The organism is Mucilaginibacter phenanthrenivorans, assembly GCF_024721155.1.
Lineage (GTDB): Bacteria > Bacteroidota > Bacteroidia > Sphingobacteriales > Sphingobacteriaceae > Mucilaginibacter > Mucilaginibacter phenanthrenivorans.
This window is the reverse complement of the sequence record NZ_JAHVAP010000001.1, coordinates 483,648-500,981: the sequence shown is the minus strand read 5'-3', so window position 1 is coordinate 500,981 and position 17,334 is coordinate 483,648. Positions and strand designations below refer to the sequence as shown.

Sequence of the window (17,334 nt, the reverse complement as noted above, 5' to 3'; positions counted from 1 at the left end):
GTCAACCAAAAGTCAATTCTCCTTCCCGGATAACGACAATGCAATTCCGTTGGGATAGGCCTGGTATAAAACGTAGGAGCCTTTTTCGTCCTTAGCCGCATCAACCCTTTGCATCCGCTTTCCCTGCCAAACCCAGGCTTTCTTCCAGTCGGCGGGCACATACGTTTTTAGGGTGAGCGGCAGGTCGTACATTATTTTATCGAGCGATTGCGTGAGCGTAATAAGTATTTTATCGTCCTTCTTCTCGTGTTCTACCTTACTGTGCTCACGTTCGCGCATGTACCGCGTAACATCCCCAAAAGTTGCAATCCACAGCTCTTTTTGATTCACCTTAATGTATTGAAAATATTCATCAAGCATGGTGTGTTGCAAAGCTTCATACCCAAGGTTATCAACGCCATGGATTACCAATACCAGCCAGATATTATTTTTTGCAACAGCGGTATCAACCCACGATTGCATTAACGACAATGGCGTTTTGGTAGTTGCGCCACGCTGCCATTGGATATAATCTTTATTTGTACTGCCGGGCGTTTGTTTGCTGGCGCGATCAATCTCCTTTAACCAGGGCTCAGGCATCCGGTTACGTAACGCCGGATAAATTTTATAGGCAATCTTCATTACCCGCTCATTTTCATATCCGTACGGCACCTCCGCCGAAAAAGTGTACCTCGCCCCCATTTTATCCCGGATCTCCTCCTTGCTTTTCTCTAGCTCATATTGGATATTAACAGAATCGAGGCCCGGCATGCTGGCATGGGTTATGGAATGGCTGGCAATTTCATATCCCCGGCCCCCATAGTTTTTTAAGTCCTCCCAGGTGAGGCCATCCTCCTGTAAAACCTCGTCGCAGGGCTGATATCCCGGCTGAAACTCACCATTACGTACCTTCCGGTAAAGCTCATCCATCACCTTAATACCTTCTTCCCTTGTTTTAGCCTCGTCATAAAGACTGGCTGCTTTGGTAACATAACTGATAGTCCCTTTATAGCCTAAATACCCCCCGGCGGAGCAGCGTTCAAGAAAATTATGCTCATTTGTTGGGATGGTAGCAGATTCCTTAATTATAGTTTTTACGGAGCGCCCAATAAATTTACCATGATATTTTGACTCGGGAATGCCGCCGGTTATCACGAAAAATGTGGCCGGTAGTTTAAGACGTTCCATTATCGGCAGGGCGTATTTGAACTGGTTGATGGAACCATCGTCGTAGGTAATTGAGAGTGCACCGTTTTTACCATCCTGCCACTTCGTAATTTCGGTTTGGCCAATTTTGGCTTGCTGGGCCTTACTTACAATAGTCGCCAGGCATAAGATCATTAAAATGAGAAAGCCTTTAAGAGGGGTATTTACTGCGCGCATAACTCAAATTTAACTGAATTAAGGCGTATTAATAGCAATAACGTAAATTTTACAAAACAAGATACGGATTACATGTTGAAGTTAATGCCAACCGACTTTCCGGTAAAGCCTATAGGGTTCTTCTCTAAAAATCGCCTCAGCTTATTTCCGTTATGCCTGTGAGTAGAATACATTGTTCCATCAAATATTAAAAGGAATATGCTTTGAACTATTATAGCAGAACCATCGCCCTTTAAATCGGAGAAGTTTTTATGATCGCCCCTTTGTTTAAGATAGATTCCGACACCTAAATAAGCTACATCCACGCAACCATTTATAAGAAAGGTTCTTTCTATTTTTCGTTGGGCCGCCAAGGTGGCCTGCCCGTTGAGTGACAGGTTCTGGTCGTTCTGCAGGGTACCAATAACTGCGGCAAGTAAATTTGTCGCTCCCCATATGGTCGTCATCTTATAAAACGACCTGTTAGCTCCTCCCTTTGAGTTCGACAAACCGGCAATACCAATACCAACGTTTGCGATTCCCCAACTTCCCAAAACCTCCATGCCGGCTCTTGTTGTATTAACCCGGTTGTAGTTAAATACTTTAAGGGAATCCTGGGCAAAGGCGCCCGAACAAATAATAAGCAGCAAAGCGGTAAAGATTCTTTTCATAGATATCAATTGTGCCGCAAGTTACTGAATTAAATTATCTAACCTATTGACTGGTCGTCACTTCCCCAGGCTGTAACTATTATATTCCTGGGCGTTGCATTATCCCGGTGTTCGCACAGGTATATGCCTTGCCACACGCCAAGGGCGAGGCGCCCGTTGCGGATAGGGATAGTAACCGAACTCCCTAAAATGGCGGCTTTAAGGTGCGCAGGCATATCATCGGGGCCTTCATCGTCGTGCTGGTAATCAGGATCATTTTCCCGTACGGTTTTATTAAAGTACATTTCAAAGTCCTTACGTACCGTAGGATCGGCATTTTCATTAATGGTAAGTGAAGCCGAAGTGTGCTGAATAAAAACCTGGCAAATGCCTACAGCCAATTCACTGATTTGCGGCAGTGCGAGGGTAACCTCGGATGTTATCAGGTGAAATCCTCTCCTTCGCTCCTTTAACTGCAACGCCTGCTGAAATATCTTCATTATAAAACTCGAATAAGAATATACAAATAAGGGCAATATTTGTACCACGTAAAATGTTCGTGGAGTAACAATCATGCAACAATAGCATTTCAAACATACTCACATTAATTACATTTACACATTATTTATATTTCGTTAACATCCCGGTATGAAAAAGTGCCTTTTAGTTATTTTTTTATCGTTCCTGTTTTGCGCGGCATTTGCACAAACCGGGCAAAATTTACCCGCCTCAATTGCCAATAACGGGAAGGTGTGGGCTTCTGTCTACCAGCAAAGGGCGGCAGAATACAAGGCATTATGCTTCCAGGCCTATAATATTGCCTGCCTGCGCTTGAACGAAGCCTTGCGAAAACATCATAAAAAACCATATGCGGTGGTTACCGATATTGATGAGACGCTACTTGATAACAGTCCCTACGATGCCCAACGCGCATTGAACAACCAGGAGTTTGATTTAAAAGCCTGGAAGGAATGGACGAGCAGGGGCATTTGCGATACCGTGCCCGGAGCGCCATCGTTTTTTAAATACGCTGCTTCAAAAGGAGTTGCGGTTTATTATATCACCAACCGCGATGAGGACGAACTTCCGGGCACCATGAAAAACCTTGCGCGTTATCATTTGCCTTACGCAGATGCTGAACATGTGATATTAAGGGCCAAAACATCAAGCAAGGAACAGCGCAGACTTGATGTTTTGAAAACCCATGAGATAATCTTGCTATGCGGTGATAACCTTCCCGATTTTGATGCCTTATACGATAATCACCCTACTGAAGAAAGCAGGAATGCTGCTACCGAAAAATTAAGAGCCCAATTTGGCAACAAGTATATTATTATACCAAACATAAGTTATGGCGATTGGGAAAGTTCCTTGTTCAAGTATGATAATAAGCTAAGCGGCGCCCAAAAGGATTCGATTATAAGGGCTAACATTAAGACCGACTAATCATCAAACGAGCAATCCTTCCATGATGAGACTTTGAATTTATAGCCAAGTACGTCATTTATTGCCCTGCTGCCGATTATTTTCCACCCGGTTAGCTCATCGCGGAACTGAGGGATTATCAAGCCAGCCTTCCTTGCCGATTCTGAATAAAATTCAGCCTTGGTTGGATGATCGGGTGAACTGGCATTGACTACAAGGCCAAACGCATTCTTGTTGATAATTTCAAGTGTAATACCAATGCAATCATCAAGGTGAATAAGATTAACAGGAGCTTTTCCGTTAGGGATATCAGCTTTTCCTGCAAAGAAACGTCCCGGATGCCTGCCCGGCCCAACCAATCCTGAAAAACGGAGTATAGTTGTTTTGAATGATGTTTGGTGCTGAAGATGCCGCTCGGCTGCCAGCAATATTTTGCCTGCTTCGGTATCAGGTAAAGGTACCGTAAACTCGTCGACCTCACTGTTAATGTCGCCATACACAGCGGTCGAGCTGATATAAATTACCCTCTTTATTTGATATTTAAGAATGGCTTCAATTATCCCATTTATCTTAGGAAGATAATCGCTTGCCTCGCCTTGCCTCGTTTTCGGCGGGATGCTTATGATAAGAATATCGCATTTAAAAAATTCCGGATCGTAATCTTTGCTTGCTGACTTAAAGCTAACTACGTATGGGGTGATACCCAATTCACCAAGCGAATTTAATTTTTCAGCAGAAGTGACAGAACCGTTGACGGATACGCCTTGCGCTAACAGCGTTTTTGCAAACGCTTTTCCGTACCACCCACACCCTAAAATACTAACGATCATGCTTTATAAAAGCACAAAGGTATTTTAATATTCCAGCTTTTGGCTGTTGAATCCTTTAGCCCTGGTAAGCCATCGATTTTGACAATTCTTCGTTCAAACGAAATTCCTTTTCAAGAACGCCGAGCTTCGTCATTGCCCGGGTGTACGCATCTTCTCCTAAAAGTAAATGGACGGGAGGGTTATCATCATCAGCAAGGCTGATCATTGCTGCTGCAGCCTTTTCCGGATCGCCGGCCTGGTGGCCATCCATTTGAAGGTATCGGGTGTGCGAATCTCTTACCTCCTGGTAATCATGAATAGGCTTTTTAGTCATTACTAACGAATCCCCGGTTAAGAAATTAGTTCTGAACGCACCCGGAGCCACAACCGTAACTTTTATTCCCATTGATTTCACGTCATCTGCCAATACTTCTGATAAGCCGATCACCGCAAATTTTGTGGCTGCATATAAAGCCCAGCCTGTTCCTGGAGCAATACCTGCTATTGAAGAAATATTAATAATGTGCCCCGATTTCCTTTCGCGCATAAAAGGCATCACCTCGCGGATAACGTTCAATGTACCGAACACATTGATGTCAAAGCTTTCACGCGCTTCCTCGTCCGTTAGCTCTTCAACGCTGCCACCTATGCCGTAACCGGCATTGTTTATAACCACGTCTATCTTATCAAAGGTACCAACGGTTATTTGAATAGCTTCCGCAACACTTTTTTCATCGGCAAGGTTAACGTACAGTGGTAAAAAGTTGTCAGATATATCACCCACAGCTTTAACAAGACTGGATACGTAACGCGAGGTAGCTGCTACCTTATGCCCGGCTGCCAGTAGCTGCTTTACTAGGCTCAGTCCAAATCCTTTGGAAGCGCCTGTAACAAACCATACTTTGTTTTCAATAATTTTGTCGTTTTTCATACAACAAAAATACGGCACGCCGGAGGGCAAGCGCTTGCATCATTCAAACCAATACTTACAAAATTCAAACAATTCTATAAACAGATGGCCTTGAATTAGTTTGTTTTTTAAAAAAGTTGTTGAAATGGGCGGGTTCTTCAAACCCAAGACTATAACTTATTTCAGATATATTCCAGTTGGTGTGCTTTAACAGGGCGATAGCTTCACTGGTAAGGCGCTCAAAGATATGTTCGGTGGTAGTTTTGCCTGTGGTTTGACGAATGGCCCGGTTGAGATGATTTACATGAACAGCCAATTGTGATGCATAATCCTTAGCAGACCGCAGGGTAAACCGCTGGGATGGTGATTCTATAGGAAACTGGCGTTCAAGCAATTCAGTAAAAACAGAGGTAATCCTTGAGTTTGCGTCGGGATGCTGATAAAGTGTTTTTGTGGGAGAAACTTTAAGCGCATAATGAATAAGCTCCGTTACATAGCTCCTCAGCAGATCATATTTAAATTTATAGTCTGATTGTATTTCATTCAACATTTTGTCGAACAAATCACTTACGTATTTATCCTGTTCGAGGTTCAGTGCATAAGCGGGCTCACCTCCTATTGCAAACATCGGCAATTCATGTATGTTATTCCGCAGCATCTCGGTGAAAAACGATTCCCTGAAGATGCAAAAGTACCCGGTCCGGTCGCCAGACATCGATTCAAGCGTATAGGGTACCTGTGGATTAAAGAAGATCAGCGTAGTGCCATCGGCATTAATGCTTTTGTCAGCATAGTGATAAATAGTTTTACCCCTAAACAGGCTGATCTTGTAAAAGTCGCGGCGGCTGTATTTTACAGGTGTAGCGTTAGGCCCGGTGCAATCCTCAATCCTGAAAACGTTAAAATGACCAATATCCTGGCTAAGATTTTCGGGCAGCCAATTGAATTTGTTCTGATAAAACTCCTGGAGTGTTTCGGTGTTTGCCATATAGCAAAGTTACACAATTCAAACCAATCAACACAAATAGCTAAATTAATGTTTGACCCACACCTCAATGTCCGCTGATTTTTGTCCCGCTTCCGAAAATGGTACAAGAATAATACTTTGGGTTTTATATCCAACCTTCATTTGCAGGCTATAGGCCTCCTTCCATCCCCAATCTGCTGGCAATGCCGATTTTGTGTCGCTTAGTTGAGATGTGCTATTTACATAATCAACCATCTTTAATGATGTAAGCCCTTTGTTTAATCCCTGGTCTATCGCCAATACCTGGGGGCCGCGTTTAAAGGCAACCGCATTTGGATATGACATACCTCCGGGCAAAACCTCCAGCGGCATATCAAATGAAACGACCACATTATCGCCCGGTTTCCACACCCGGTTAACACTTAACAATTGGCCATTTTTACCGGTATACGCTTCGTTCCCGACTCTAGCCACGAAGTTTTTCGCCCACAAAGGAACCCGAAAATCAATGGTAAAGGTTGCCGCTTTCGCAGGGTTTACAACATAAGTGACCTTGCCATCCAATGGAAAACTGGTCGTCGATTTTATCTTCAACAAAATATTTGAATTATCATTAGTAGTGATATCTGTAGTTGCCTCCGCATTTTCATACATCAGTACCGTGAAAACATGATCAATGGTTCCGCCCAGCATTTCCGGAATTAACGAGATGCCGCGGGGAACGCTCGATAAACAACAGGAATATCCCTGGTCGCAACGGTAAGGTTTTGCGCCCTGTAACGCGGTATAATAGCTTACACAGCCCGTTTGCGGATTTTCAGCCGCCAGCAAATGGTTATATACCGATTTCTCTAATTCCTCTGCATATTTGGCTTCCCCGGTAATTTGCAGCAATTGCAGGTTAAACTGGATCCAGGTAACAGTTACGCAACCTTCGCCCATATCATTTTTATTTTCAGCACCAAGAATGCCGGGCGCAACAAAGATCTCGTGATCGCTTGATGTACCGGTTATGTACAAACGATGCGTTGCAATATCAGTCCAGGCTGTTTGTAAAAGTTTCAGGTATTTATCTTCCCCGGTCAATTTGTAATATTTCAGGATCCCTAAAAAGCAGGATAACATTTCGTAAGCCTTCGCGTCCCCCACTTTTGTTACGTCTCCATATTTTTCCAGTTGACCAATGATCTTCGGGCCGGTTGGCTGCTCGTAAGCCCTCAGAATGTATTTACAAAAATCGAAGTATTTTTGGTCGCCGGTGTACCTGTACAGGTCAACCATTGGTTCCAGGATGCTGCCCGGCGCTAAGCCATTGTGATCCCCGGCTAACATCAGGTCCCGTTTGCCTTGGTCGTCGCCAAATGTTCTGCAGATCAAATCGGCAGCCTTTTTGGCGGTTTCCAGCGCGGGTTGATAACCGGTAACCGAATAATAGTTTAGCAAACCGATAATAGCATATTTATGCGCCCAAACGTCCCACTCCGTCCAGCGATCCTTCAGCAGGTATGTCCCTAAATAACCGTCCGGCATCTGGCAGGCAATGTATTTTTGCACCATGTCATCCATCAGGTGTTTTATTCGAGGATCGTGGCTATAGGCGTAAGTTTTTGATGCGGAGAACAGGAATTTCCCAACGTGCTCCCCTATCCAGGTTTGCGCTCCCGGCCTTTTTTTAAAGCCGGATAAAAGCGTGGCTGAATCTATTTGCAGTAGCCTTTTTTCAAGATTAATGTTCATCCGGTAGCCAAGCAGGCCGCCGATATTTTGATAATAAGCAGGAATATACCTGTCTGTTATTTTGTTGGGAGCAATTGGATCGTAAATTTTATGGGCACTTGTGGCTTGCGAGCCTGTAAAAATAAAAAGCAGCAGGTAAAAAAGTTTTTTCATGTGCAGGATATTTATGATAAATATACCACAATTTAGACTTGAAATTTAGGTTGATCGCGCCATCTAATTTCAATTTGCATTATCTTTAGCATCTACCAATTAAAGCAACAATGCCAGCTGTAAAAACTAAAATCCCGTGTTTACTGTCAATAGTTTTATTTTTTAGCCTGTATATACCTCATGCTAAGGGAATACCGGCTACAAAGGACTCTACCCTAAAAAAGGAAAACATTTTAAATATCATGCGCCAGGTTGCTGACTGGCAGCTGAACGAATGGAATACAAAAGGATTTAACCATCCGCCGGTAGACTGGACAAATGCCGCGTGTTATACCGGCTTTTATGCCCTGGGTGCAATAAAGGGAAATGATAAATACCTGGAAGCGTTAACCAAGATTGGAAGCGACCTGAACTGGAATACCGGCCGCAACCGTTTTATGGCTGATGATTATTGCATTGGTCAAACGTATTCATTGTTATATACAAGGTATCATGATAAAAAAATGATCGCCCCGTTTATAAAATTGGCTGATAGCATTTTAGATAAACCACACGATGAATCGCTGGAATGGAAGGATAACATTGCATCGCGCGAATGGGCATGGTGCGATGCACTGTTTATGGGGCCGACGGCTTTAAGCTATTTAAGTACGGCAACCAAAGATCCTAAGTATTTAAACACAGCCGTAAAACTTTGGTGGAAAACCACCAATTACCTTTATGATCCCACCGAACACTTGTATTTCAGGGACGGCAGCTATCTGAACAGGAAGGAGAAAAATGGCAAAAAGGTATTTTGGTCGAGGGGGAACGGCTGGGTATTGGCTGGGTTGGTTAGGGTGATGGAAAATATGCCTGCAAATTATCCTGATAAGTCGAACTTTGAAACGCTGTATAAGGACATGGCTGCCAGGATAGCGTCGCTGCAGCAGCCGGACGGCAGCTGGCACGCCTCGTTATTAGATCCGGAAAGTTACCCTGTTAAGGAAACAAGCGGCACAGGTTTTTATTGCTATGCGCTGGTTTGGGGGCTAAACCATAACCTGCTTGATGAGAAAACATATTTACCGGTTGTTAAAAAGGCGTGGGCCGCGCTTACGTCTTCTGTTCACCCGAACGGGATGCTCGGTTATGTGCAGCGCATTGGAGACAGCCCGGATATGGTTACCGAAAACAGTGCAGAAGTTTATGGAGTTGGTGCATTTTTGCTTACAGGGTCGGAATTATATAAATATGTGAGCCATCACCCGGCAATAAAGTAGTTTAGTTGCTGATTCGCAGATTTTTCCAATCGCCTCCGGAACCATTACCCGCCCAAAAGCCTATCATATCCCCAGTTAGTTTTACCAGTTGCTCCACTTCAAGGGATGGCTTTGCGTCGCCGTTAACAAATACGCTGAACTTTTTTCCCTTCACCGCTATCCGTACATGGAACCAACCATTGGGATCGGGTGGTACGGTTATGCCTTTTTCATATTTGCCGGGAAACTCAGCGCGTAGCTTCATCCATTCAAATTTCGGATCAGAGATATACTGGACATGATGAACCTTCTTTTCCGGGTCTGCTGATCTGAAATTAAATGGCCGGAAATAAATTGCATCATAAGTGGTATCATTAACCCCATGAAAGGCAACCCCTACGAAGCTCTGTTGTAAAACATCTTTACCCATTACATCAAATTCAATATTTCCGTTGGTAAATTTCATGCCTTTTATCCACGCAACACCATTATTTGCTGATTCATTTAAATGAATGACAGATGCCCTGCCATCGTTATTAATAGTCAATACGCGATTATAAACAGCAAAGTCGTCTATCTTTTTTACCTGGCCAAAACAATTTGAAATGATAAGGAATAACGCTGCGGCAAGAATGATTTTCATGATTTGATTGAGTTAACGCCCATATACAATAAGGCTTCAATAAATATGCCATCTACATAAACATCTGATTAATAATTTTTTAAGCTAATTTACCTAAAACAATCGTACGGTTTTGATATAATGATACGTACGGATGTGAACGAGGGTTAGTGACTTCGCGATTGATCAGGGTGAGCTATTGCCACCCGGCATAAAAGTTAATTCCGCTTATCAACTTCATTATTACCTGGCTATAGATTTTATGCTGTATATTTAATAAACAATTGCACACCTATTTTGTACTTATAAAAACCTGAATATTACCAAAATGAAGAAGCTATTTTTTATCATGATTACCTTGTTGCCTGTTACGGCAATTTGCCAAACCCTTAAAGAATATAAAGCGCCTAATGGAAAAACCTATCATATAGGCGATACGGTTAAAGTAGGAATGGGATCAATGCCTGATGGTAATTTTAAATATATCCAGGTAACCCAGCCATCATTTTTACCGCCGCGTCGTAATGGCAATGAGATGAATGCCCGCAAGGACTTTTCGCTTACCAATGCCATCATTAAAAAGATTAAATCTGTTTCACAAATTTCTGGAGGCGAGAAGATCATATTTACAACAAAAACCGGGGGATTGAATAATTACGACATCTGGATTGTTGAGGCAATTGCCGCCTGTGAGGTAACCCCTTGCACTGCCGCAGGATCAAATGCCGCCAGCCATGTTGGGGTTGCCGATGAGTTGCTGAAGCTTAAAAAACTATTGGATGCCGGAGGGATTACCCAGGCTGAATATAACGCGCAAAAGAAGAAGCTTTTAGGAGAATGATTTTCTTGACCAATAAAACTTACGAAGTTTCGAAAACTTCGTAAGTTTTACCGTCGGGTATTTTCATACCGGGCTTACTATTTAAACGAAACGCAAATGGTTTATGGCACCAGGTTCGATATCTGCGGCTATGCCACATGCTAAATTTGGCTAAAGCCGACATTTGTTTTGTTCTCTAACCCGTCGGTTAAAACCGACGGCAATGAAACAAGAACTAACTAATTCATTGCCGTCCCTTTTAAGGCTACCGTGTACCTGCATCTTTTTGCCAGGCAGATTTTTCCTGACCCATAGGGTCTACCGCTTTGTAGCTAATAGAAAGAGAGATATTTTGCCCCGTAGGTGGCTACCCTTTACCATCATTTCTGGCACGATGCGAGTACGGTGGTTACAAATCTAACGGCTGGGTAGCCTCTATGAGGCAAAAATCTTAATCAACGTTTTTCTACAAAGCGGTAGAGCCTACGGCTCATTGTCCTTCAGTATTCTTAAAAATTGTGGGGTACACGGTAGCCTTTCAAGGGACGGACTATAAATAACCTAACAAGGCCTTTAGTTAAAAATTCAGGGAGCAACAATTTGAAATGCACCCGTCGCGTCTCACCCATAAAAAGATTCAATATATTTAGCGGCAAGTATTATTCAATATGGACAGACGCACTTTTGTACAAAGCGCTGCAATATCAGGCGCTGGCCTGGCAGCTAACAGATCTGATTTATTTAAGGGTATGGGGTTACTGTTAAGCAACCGGCCACCTGTTTCCCTAAATGGCAACAGGTTTGTCACCTTCTGTATCATGATCCGAACTACACCGTGGGAGGTGTCCAGGGATGTTAAACTGCATCCGCGGGATGAAGCTGCATGGCATACTTTGGAGGGCGTTAAATGGATGCGGGAGGCCTTTGCCAAAAACAACCCTGACGGCAGGCTTACCTGGGGATTTACGCTGAATGCGCTGGAAGACAAACGAAAGAATTATGTTGAGATCAGGAACTATGCTGCAGAATGCCAGGAAAAATACGGCGACGAAGTTTCCTATTTCCCCGGATACTTCCCGGCCATGTACCTGCCGCGCGAACGGATAAACCGGGAGATGACCGAAGCGATTGAGACAATCACCGGTTTTGTAGGCAAGGGTTACCGGCCCCAGGCTATAATGGGTGGATTTTTATCGGCCAATAATTTACAATACCTGGCAGAAAAGGAAAAGATCCACGCGGTCCATGCAGTGATCTGGAGCCAGTCGAACATAGACGGCGGCGGGGCGGACGGCTCACCCTCCTATCCTTTTTATCCATCGAAGGAGCATTTTTGCAAGCCCGCGCAAAACAGCAGCGACTTTATTGATTGCGTAAACTTAGATGGCTGGACGATGGACTTCATTTGCGCACGCCGAAGCGGGGCATCGGATCAAAAGATAACCGGCTTTAACAGTCGACGCGGTGTCGGGCCGCTGGAAACATACGTTGGCTGGGGATTGGATCTGGGGCACAGGGAAGTGATGCACACCCAGTCCATCCATTTTGACAAAGGTTTTGAGTTAAATGGCTTTGGCTGGGTAACCAATATCTGGGAAGCCCAGCTGGTTTATGAGTTTGGGAAGGACCTGATCTGCGGTGCGCTGGAGATGTGGGTAACCGATACCAAAAAGCGCTGGCCCGATACCCAATTTGTAACTTTTGGCGAATATGGTAACATCTGGCGAAACCAATACAAAAACAACGACAAATGGAATTACCGCTTCGAGGAACGCGGCTCGGGTCTTGGTGACTCGTACAATAACCTGGAGATCAAATGGTTTATGAACAAGGAATTCCGGTTGGCAATATTACACGACTGGCACCAAAACACACCCGAAATGGTGATAGATTTTACCCGGTATGACCTGCACGCCAAAGAACCCGCAGACCCAAGTCCGGCGCATCCTGACAAAAACTGGAGCCTGATCAATGAAATTAACCAAAAAGGATTAAGGCCGCAGGATAAACCGCAATTGATTAAGGAATTGAGTAAAAAGGATCAGGATCTGATTACGGGGTATTATCCGGGGTTAATGTAAAACTTCGTTATTCATCCATCAAATGGCGAAGATATAAACGAAGAGCAACTCACTCTATTTTAAATTAACTTGGTACTATGTCACATCAGAAGAACCCTAAAGAAGCATCCAACATATTTCATCGTTTTATTACAGCGTCTGTTAGTAAAACATCTGTCGAAAACAAGCCTAAGAAAGAGGTTAAACCTAAGAAGTAATTTATTTCCCGTTAAATAGCAATGAAAATAAAGAAGTATTTAGCTTATTCTGCTCTTTCAATATTTATATTGTATTGGAGTTTTTCTGCTTACAAAATTTACAGGACGTTGAATTATGATTTTAACGGCAGGATTCAAAAAGTATCTTACGAATCTGGTAAATACCGTCCAACAATAACTGTAAATAATAAGCAATTTGATTTAGAATGGATAAGGTGGGTTGGCGACGAAGACAATGTAGTAGTGGGGGATAGTGTTGTAAAACATCAAAAGAGCCAATGGATGACCGTGATAAAAAAATAAACTGGTCTGATCTAACATGTATATTGTCCTGCAGCCTGTTCAAGTGTCCCACCTGAACAAATTAGACCTTGAGTGTCCACGCTCAAGTAAAACACTTGCAAAGCATTCCGCAGATGCTCTTCAAGTGTTTTAATAAATTTTCATCATATCATACGCTATTCACCTTTGCCAAAACGGAAGCCTACGATTTTTGGTTCTTCGTTTTCTATGGCTAAGCCTTGAATAAACAGCTGGTCGTCAATCAGCTTGTAATTGAGCGATGCCTCATCAATCTTATAGTTCTCCTGTTTAAAGATCTCTTTAAGCGGTTCCAGTATAGCCTTGCGGTCAAAGACCGGGCTGATGCTAAGATCATCATCAATTGTTTGCAACGTTACACCCGGCACCTTGTAGGAAAATATTTTTGAATTCATTTAACGAAGATACTGGTCATTACCATATCATGCAGGAATTTAATATATCATTCACTCCTCAAACTCTTTACCGGATTGGTGAGCGCCGCCCTGACGGATTTATACCCAACCGTAATCCATGCAATAAAAACCGAGGTAATGATCGCCAGGATAAATATGCCGGGGCCAATGGTGATCCGGTACGTAAAATCCTCCAGCCATGCATGCATAAAATAATAGCCAAGCGGTGCAGAGATGGCGAATGCAATAACAATAAGCACCGTAAATTCTTTGGAGAACAGGTACACGATGTCCCCTACCGAAGCGCCCAATGTTTTACGGATCCCTACTTCCTTAATGCGCTGCACCGCCATAAATGATACCAGGCCATACAAGCCCAGGCAGGAAATGAATATGGCAATCCCGGCGAATATTTTATAAAGCGAGGCTAATTCGTCCTCACTTTTATAAAAATCAGCGATCGTTTTGTCGAGGAATTGATATTCGTAAATGCCATCCGGGAAAGTTTTGTTCCATAGGCCTTCAATACCAGCCAGCGTTTGGTGCACATCCTTCGATTGAATTTTGATATTGAACTTTGAATAATGATCCTTCCATGGCCCCATCAAAACCGGCGGTATAGCTTTTCGCAACGAACCTGCGTTAAAGTCCTTCACCACGCCGGTTATCCGGGCATTCAGTTTTGGAACACCCCATAGCATAATGTATTTTCCTATGGCCTGTTTTGGATCGGTAATACCCAGTTTATGGATCAACGTTTCATTCACCACGTAACCGGATATGGTATCCGTGTTTTTGTAGGGCCCACCGGCTACAAACCGGATATCGTATAGTTTGAAATATTCCGGGTCGGCCCATTTCAGGCTTGAGTTAAAGTCGACTGCCTTTGGCGCGTTATCGAACCTAAAATCACTGAACCAGCCGCTGTTCTCGGCCGGCCCGTATAGGCTGATACTTACGTCCTTGATTCCCGGTTGCTGTAAGAGTTGCTCTTTTAATGCATTTATCCTTGTCTCACTAACGCTGTCGCCCGGAAACGGAACTGTAATTACGGCGTCCTTATTAAACCCCAGCGATTTATTCTTAAAGTAATTCATCTGGTAGATCAACACCAGCGTACCAATCACCAGGAATTGCGCGATACAAAATTGTGTTACTACCAATACCCGGCGCAAAGAGACTCCGCTTGAGCGTCCGGCTTTAATCTTGTTTTTCAACGCTTCTATCGGGTTAAACCCGGATAACACCAGGGCCGGATAGAACCCCGCAAGGAGGGTAACACCAACAACCACACCTATTAAAAACAAGAGCACCAATGTATTCAGTAAAAAGTCGCCGCTCAAATGTATTTCAAGCAGATCGTTTAACAGTGGTAATGCGATCATAGAAATTACCGAGGCAAGTATAACTGCAAATAAGGTGATGATGAGTGTTTCGCTGATAAATTGCAACACCAACTGGTAACGGTTACTACCCAGCACCTTTCTGATCCCTACCTCCTTCGAGCGGTTTATAGCCTGGGCCGTGGCAAGATTAACGAAATTCACACAGGCTATAATCAGCAGAAACAAGCCGATTAAGCTGATCACATTAATGAGCTGCTTACTAAATGGGTGCCCACCGTACACGCCAACCGACGTATCGTAGTGCATATCTGTTAACGGCTGCAATTGCAGGGAGTTAGTTTTATTATACGGTGGCGGGATGTGCTTCTTAGCGAATGCAACCAGGTCGGCGTTGAACTGCTTTTCGGTTATACCTGCCGGTAGAATTAGGTAGGTATTCCTGTCGCTGAATGTGCTTATCCAATCCTGTACGTTGCCGTTAAGATCGCCGCCCTTACTTACCAGCGTAGTCCATGACAACAATAACCTCATCGGGAAATCGGTATTTGCCGGTGTATTCTCAATGATACCTGTAACTTTAAAATCGCGCTTGTTTTCGTATTTAACCGTTTTACCCATTGCCGTGTTCCAGTCGCCGAAAAATCTGTCTGCTTCAGCGCGGCTCAATACCATCGCATTTGGTTCAGCCAATGCTGTTTTCTTATCCCCGGCAAGCCATTTGAAATTAAATATCTGAAAGAATTGCGGGTCAGCGTAGTAGGCAGAATCTTCCTTGAATTTTTTTACGGTGCTTCCGGCTATAGAGTAATGCGTACCGTCGTTCAGCATAATAGAACCTACATTCTTTAATTGCGGAAAATCAAGCTTCAGACCGTCTGCTAATGGCACTTGCGTTCCGCCACCCATCTTTACGCCATCAGGGCCGTGCGTGACATTTACTACCCGATAGATCCGTTCCCTATTCGTGTGGAAGTTGTCAAAGCTCGTTTCATACTGAACCACCAGGAATATCAGCAGGCAAGCGGCGATACCAATTGCCAGACCGGTAATATTGATAGCAGCGTAACTTTTATTACGCGTAAGGTTACGCCAGGCTGTCTTAAAATAATTCTTAAACATAAAATTGCGGTTTGATTTCTGGTTCGAAATTACCTCCGCAAACCCGGGATGACTGCCCAACTTATAAGATGGGTAATCTTTTTTCAAATCATTTTTATATTCCAGCGGGCTTTTCCCCGTTACCTGCTTAAAAATGCGGGTAAAAGTGCTTTGGGAGTTAAACCCCGATTCAAATGCGATCCCCAGCAGGGTGATATGATCATACGCCGGATCCTGCATTTTCCGCGTCACTGCCCAAACGCGAAACTCATTAATAAAATCATTAAAGCTTTTTTTGAGCGCCGTATTGATGATCCGGGATAGTTCATGGGTAGTTAGCTCCAGCTTTATCGCTAGTGAACCCAGGCTTAGTTCAGGATCTTCATAGCAGCGATTTTCTTTAACCACGTTTTTTAGCCAGGCCCCTTTTTGCTTCAGCTCTGCTGGCATAGTTGGTTTTAAAAACACGGGTGGATTATTTATTTCGCTCGCTTCCGGCCTCAAGAATGCTTTCGCCGCCATCCAAATCATCATAGAGAATAAAAGGAGGTACATAAAACAGGTGATTTGCAAGCCCGCGGAGAAAATCGCAACGGGGATCCACAGCAACCATACCAACCCAAAACCAGCCAATAAGTTGTCCAGCCACCGCAGCTCCAGCCGGTACCGGTCTCCGCCATTAAATTTGAGCTGTTTATAGTAATTTTCAATGAGCCTGTGGCATTGAAAGAGATAGCTAATAACCGAGATGAAAGCCAGTAATTGTAAAACCGGGTTTAACCGGTGCAAAATTTCTGTATCGTAAGTTTCCGTGCCTGTTATGATACTTTCCCGTACCCCCAAAGCAAAAGCAACAAACTCCAGCAACAGCGGGCTAAGATGCAGCCAATCCTTCCGGCCGAACTTATATTCCGGCCTGGCTATTTTCAACACATAAAAGTACAAAAGCGGCCCAAACGCAAGTGAAAACTGCATCGGTAAACGGCTCCAAAAAGGAACGAAAACTGCCAGGTGAATGTCAATAGCTAAGATCCTTGCTATCCACAAAAAAGCAACACCCAGCGCCATGGTCAAAAAGCGGTTAGCTGAACGGTTCTCCCGGTTCGAAAAGCACAAAAGCAAAATAAAAGTAAGGCCGATAAACAGCGCGCCAAAGAACGCTGCATCAAAAAGAGTAATATGAAATGTATATAGTTTCAAGTAATCAATCAGATCAATTCA

At 43.7% G+C, this 17,334-nt stretch carries 15 protein-coding genes; 5 read left to right on the top strand and 10 right to left on the bottom strand.

Going from position 1 to position 17,334, the window contains the following annotated elements; genetic code table 11:
- Positions 1–12: 12 nt before the first annotated feature.
- The 3 genes from KXD93_RS02160 to KXD93_RS02150 form a co-directional block, all read right to left on the bottom strand.
- Positions 13–1,362, bottom strand: a complete 1,350-nt coding sequence (locus tag KXD93_RS02160) for a polysaccharide deacetylase family protein (protein WP_258135219.1) — start codon at positions 1,360–1,362, stop codon at positions 13–15.
- Between the two features lie 68 nt (positions 1,363–1,430).
- Positions 1,431–2,012, bottom strand: coding sequence for a DUF6992 family protein (locus KXD93_RS02155; RefSeq protein WP_258135218.1), 582 nt, complete (start codon positions 2,010–2,012; stop codon positions 1,431–1,433).
- Positions 2,013–2,050: 38 nt separating this feature from the next.
- A complete protein-coding gene (locus tag KXD93_RS02150) occupies positions 2,051–2,491 on the bottom strand; it encodes a secondary thiamine-phosphate synthase enzyme YjbQ (RefSeq protein WP_258135217.1) in 441 nt (146 codons plus the stop codon).
- 148 nt (positions 2,492–2,639) lie between these two features.
- On the opposite strand from KXD93_RS02150, the gene KXD93_RS02145 reads away from it, so the two are divergent.
- Positions 2,640–3,437 (top strand): 5'-nucleotidase, lipoprotein e(P4) family, encoded by a 798-nt coding sequence (locus KXD93_RS02145; RefSeq protein ID WP_258135216.1) that lies wholly within the window; start codon positions 2,640–2,642, stop codon positions 3,435–3,437.
- Here the strand turns inward: KXD93_RS02145 and KXD93_RS02140 are convergent.
- The 4 genes from KXD93_RS02140 to KXD93_RS02125 all read right to left on the bottom strand — a co-directional run bounded on the left by KXD93_RS02140 (position 3,434) and on the right by KXD93_RS02125 (position 7,992).
- On the bottom strand, positions 3,434–4,246 hold the full coding sequence (locus KXD93_RS02140) for an SDR family oxidoreductase (RefSeq protein ID WP_258135215.1): 813 nt from the start codon (positions 4,244–4,246) through the stop codon (positions 3,434–3,436). The two genes, KXD93_RS02145 and KXD93_RS02140, sit on opposite strands and share 4 nt — an antisense overlap.
- Positions 4,247–4,301: 55 nt before the next feature.
- Positions 4,302–5,156: an SDR family NAD(P)-dependent oxidoreductase gene (locus KXD93_RS02135; RefSeq protein WP_258135214.1), complete on the bottom strand. Its 855-nt coding sequence runs from the start codon at positions 5,154–5,156 to the stop codon at positions 4,302–4,304.
- A 64-nt stretch (positions 5,157–5,220) separates the two neighbouring features.
- Positions 5,221–6,123 carry a helix-turn-helix domain-containing protein gene (locus KXD93_RS02130; RefSeq protein WP_258135213.1) on the bottom strand — a complete coding sequence of 301 codons (903 nt, stop codon included), beginning with the start codon at positions 6,121–6,123 and terminating at the stop codon, positions 5,221–5,223.
- A gap of 45 nt (positions 6,124–6,168) precedes the next feature.
- On the bottom strand, positions 6,169–7,992 hold the full coding sequence (locus KXD93_RS02125) for a beta-L-arabinofuranosidase domain-containing protein (RefSeq protein WP_258135212.1): 1,824 nt from the start codon (positions 7,990–7,992) through the stop codon (positions 6,169–6,171).
- Positions 7,993–8,102: 110 nt separating this feature from the next.
- Here KXD93_RS02125 and KXD93_RS02120 point away from each other — a divergent pair, with 110 nt between their 5' ends.
- Positions 8,103–9,254: a glycoside hydrolase family 88/105 protein gene (locus KXD93_RS02120; protein WP_258135211.1), complete on the top strand. Its 1,152-nt coding sequence runs from the start codon at positions 8,103–8,105 to the stop codon at positions 9,252–9,254.
- 1 nt (position 9,255) lies between these two features.
- Here KXD93_RS02120 and KXD93_RS02115 read toward each other — a convergent pair whose 3' ends face one another.
- Complete coding sequence (locus tag KXD93_RS02115; RefSeq protein ID WP_258135210.1) at positions 9,256–9,876, bottom strand: hypothetical protein; 621 nt, start codon at positions 9,874–9,876, stop codon at positions 9,256–9,258.
- A gap of 307 nt (positions 9,877–10,183) precedes the next feature.
- Between KXD93_RS02115 and KXD93_RS02110 the strand changes: the two genes are divergently transcribed.
- The 3 genes from KXD93_RS02110 to KXD93_RS02100 all read left to right on the top strand — a co-directional run bounded on the left by KXD93_RS02110 (position 10,184) and on the right by KXD93_RS02100 (position 13,256).
- A complete protein-coding gene (locus tag KXD93_RS02110) occupies positions 10,184–10,696 on the top strand; it encodes an SHOCT domain-containing protein (protein WP_258135209.1) in 513 nt (170 codons plus the stop codon).
- 647 nt (positions 10,697–11,343) lie between these two features.
- The gene (locus KXD93_RS02105; RefSeq protein WP_258135208.1) at positions 11,344–12,756 is read left to right on the top strand and encodes a DUF3863 domain-containing protein; all 1,413 of its coding nucleotides are present in this window, start codon (positions 11,344–11,346) and stop codon (positions 12,754–12,756) included.
- Between the two features lie 218 nt (positions 12,757–12,974).
- Positions 12,975–13,256 (top strand): hypothetical protein, encoded by a 282-nt coding sequence (locus tag KXD93_RS02100; RefSeq protein WP_258135207.1) that lies wholly within the window; start codon positions 12,975–12,977, stop codon positions 13,254–13,256.
- A gap of 155 nt (positions 13,257–13,411) precedes the next feature.
- Here KXD93_RS02100 and KXD93_RS02095 read toward each other — a convergent pair whose 3' ends face one another.
- Positions 13,412–13,669 (bottom strand): hypothetical protein, encoded by a 258-nt coding sequence (locus tag KXD93_RS02095; RefSeq protein WP_258135206.1) that lies wholly within the window; start codon positions 13,667–13,669, stop codon positions 13,412–13,414.
- A 47-nt stretch (positions 13,670–13,716) separates the two neighbouring features.
- Positions 13,717–17,313 (bottom strand): ABC transporter permease, encoded by a 3,597-nt coding sequence (locus KXD93_RS02090; RefSeq protein ID WP_258135205.1) that lies wholly within the window; start codon positions 17,311–17,313, stop codon positions 13,717–13,719.
- Between the last annotated feature and the right edge of the window lie 21 nt (positions 17,314–17,334).

Excerpts from the sequence above, each read along its gene's own strand:
- KXD93_RS02155 (WP_258135218.1), bottom strand. The coding sequence starts at position 2,012 with ATGAAAAGAATCTTTACCGCTTTGCTGCTTATTATTTGTTCGGGCGCC.
- KXD93_RS02100 (WP_258135207.1), top strand. The coding sequence starts at position 12,975 with ATGAAAATAAAGAAGTATTTAGCTTATTCTGCTCTTTCAATATTTATA.
- KXD93_RS02110 (WP_258135209.1), top strand. The coding sequence starts at position 10,184 with ATGAAGAAGCTATTTTTTATCATGATTACCTTGTTGCCTGTTACGGCA.
- KXD93_RS02125 (WP_258135212.1), bottom strand. The coding sequence starts at position 7,992 with ATGAAAAAACTTTTTTACCTGCTGCTTTTTATTTTTACAGGCTCGCAA.
- KXD93_RS02120 (WP_258135211.1), top strand. The coding sequence starts at position 8,103 with ATGCCAGCTGTAAAAACTAAAATCCCGTGTTTACTGTCAATAGTTTTA.
- KXD93_RS02150 (WP_258135217.1), bottom strand. The coding sequence starts at position 2,491 with ATGAAGATATTTCAGCAGGCGTTGCAGTTAAAGGAGCGAAGGAGAGGA.
- KXD93_RS02160 (WP_258135219.1), bottom strand. The coding sequence starts at position 1,362 with ATGCGCGCAGTAAATACCCCTCTTAAAGGCTTTCTCATTTTAATGATC.
- KXD93_RS02140 (WP_258135215.1), bottom strand. The coding sequence starts at position 4,246 with ATGATCGTTAGTATTTTAGGGTGTGGGTGGTACGGAAAAGCGTTTGCA.
- KXD93_RS02130 (WP_258135213.1), bottom strand. The coding sequence starts at position 6,123 with ATGGCAAACACCGAAACACTCCAGGAGTTTTATCAGAACAAATTCAAT.
- KXD93_RS02095 (WP_258135206.1), bottom strand. The coding sequence starts at position 13,669 with ATGAATTCAAAAATATTTTCCTACAAGGTGCCGGGTGTAACGTTGCAA.
- KXD93_RS02115 (WP_258135210.1), bottom strand. The coding sequence starts at position 9,876 with ATGAAAATCATTCTTGCCGCAGCGTTATTCCTTATCATTTCAAATTGT.
- KXD93_RS02145 (WP_258135216.1), top strand. The coding sequence starts at position 2,640 with ATGAAAAAGTGCCTTTTAGTTATTTTTTTATCGTTCCTGTTTTGCGCG.
- KXD93_RS02105 (WP_258135208.1), top strand. The coding sequence starts at position 11,344 with ATGGACAGACGCACTTTTGTACAAAGCGCTGCAATATCAGGCGCTGGC.
- KXD93_RS02135 (WP_258135214.1), bottom strand. The coding sequence starts at position 5,156 with ATGAAAAACGACAAAATTATTGAAAACAAAGTATGGTTTGTTACAGGC.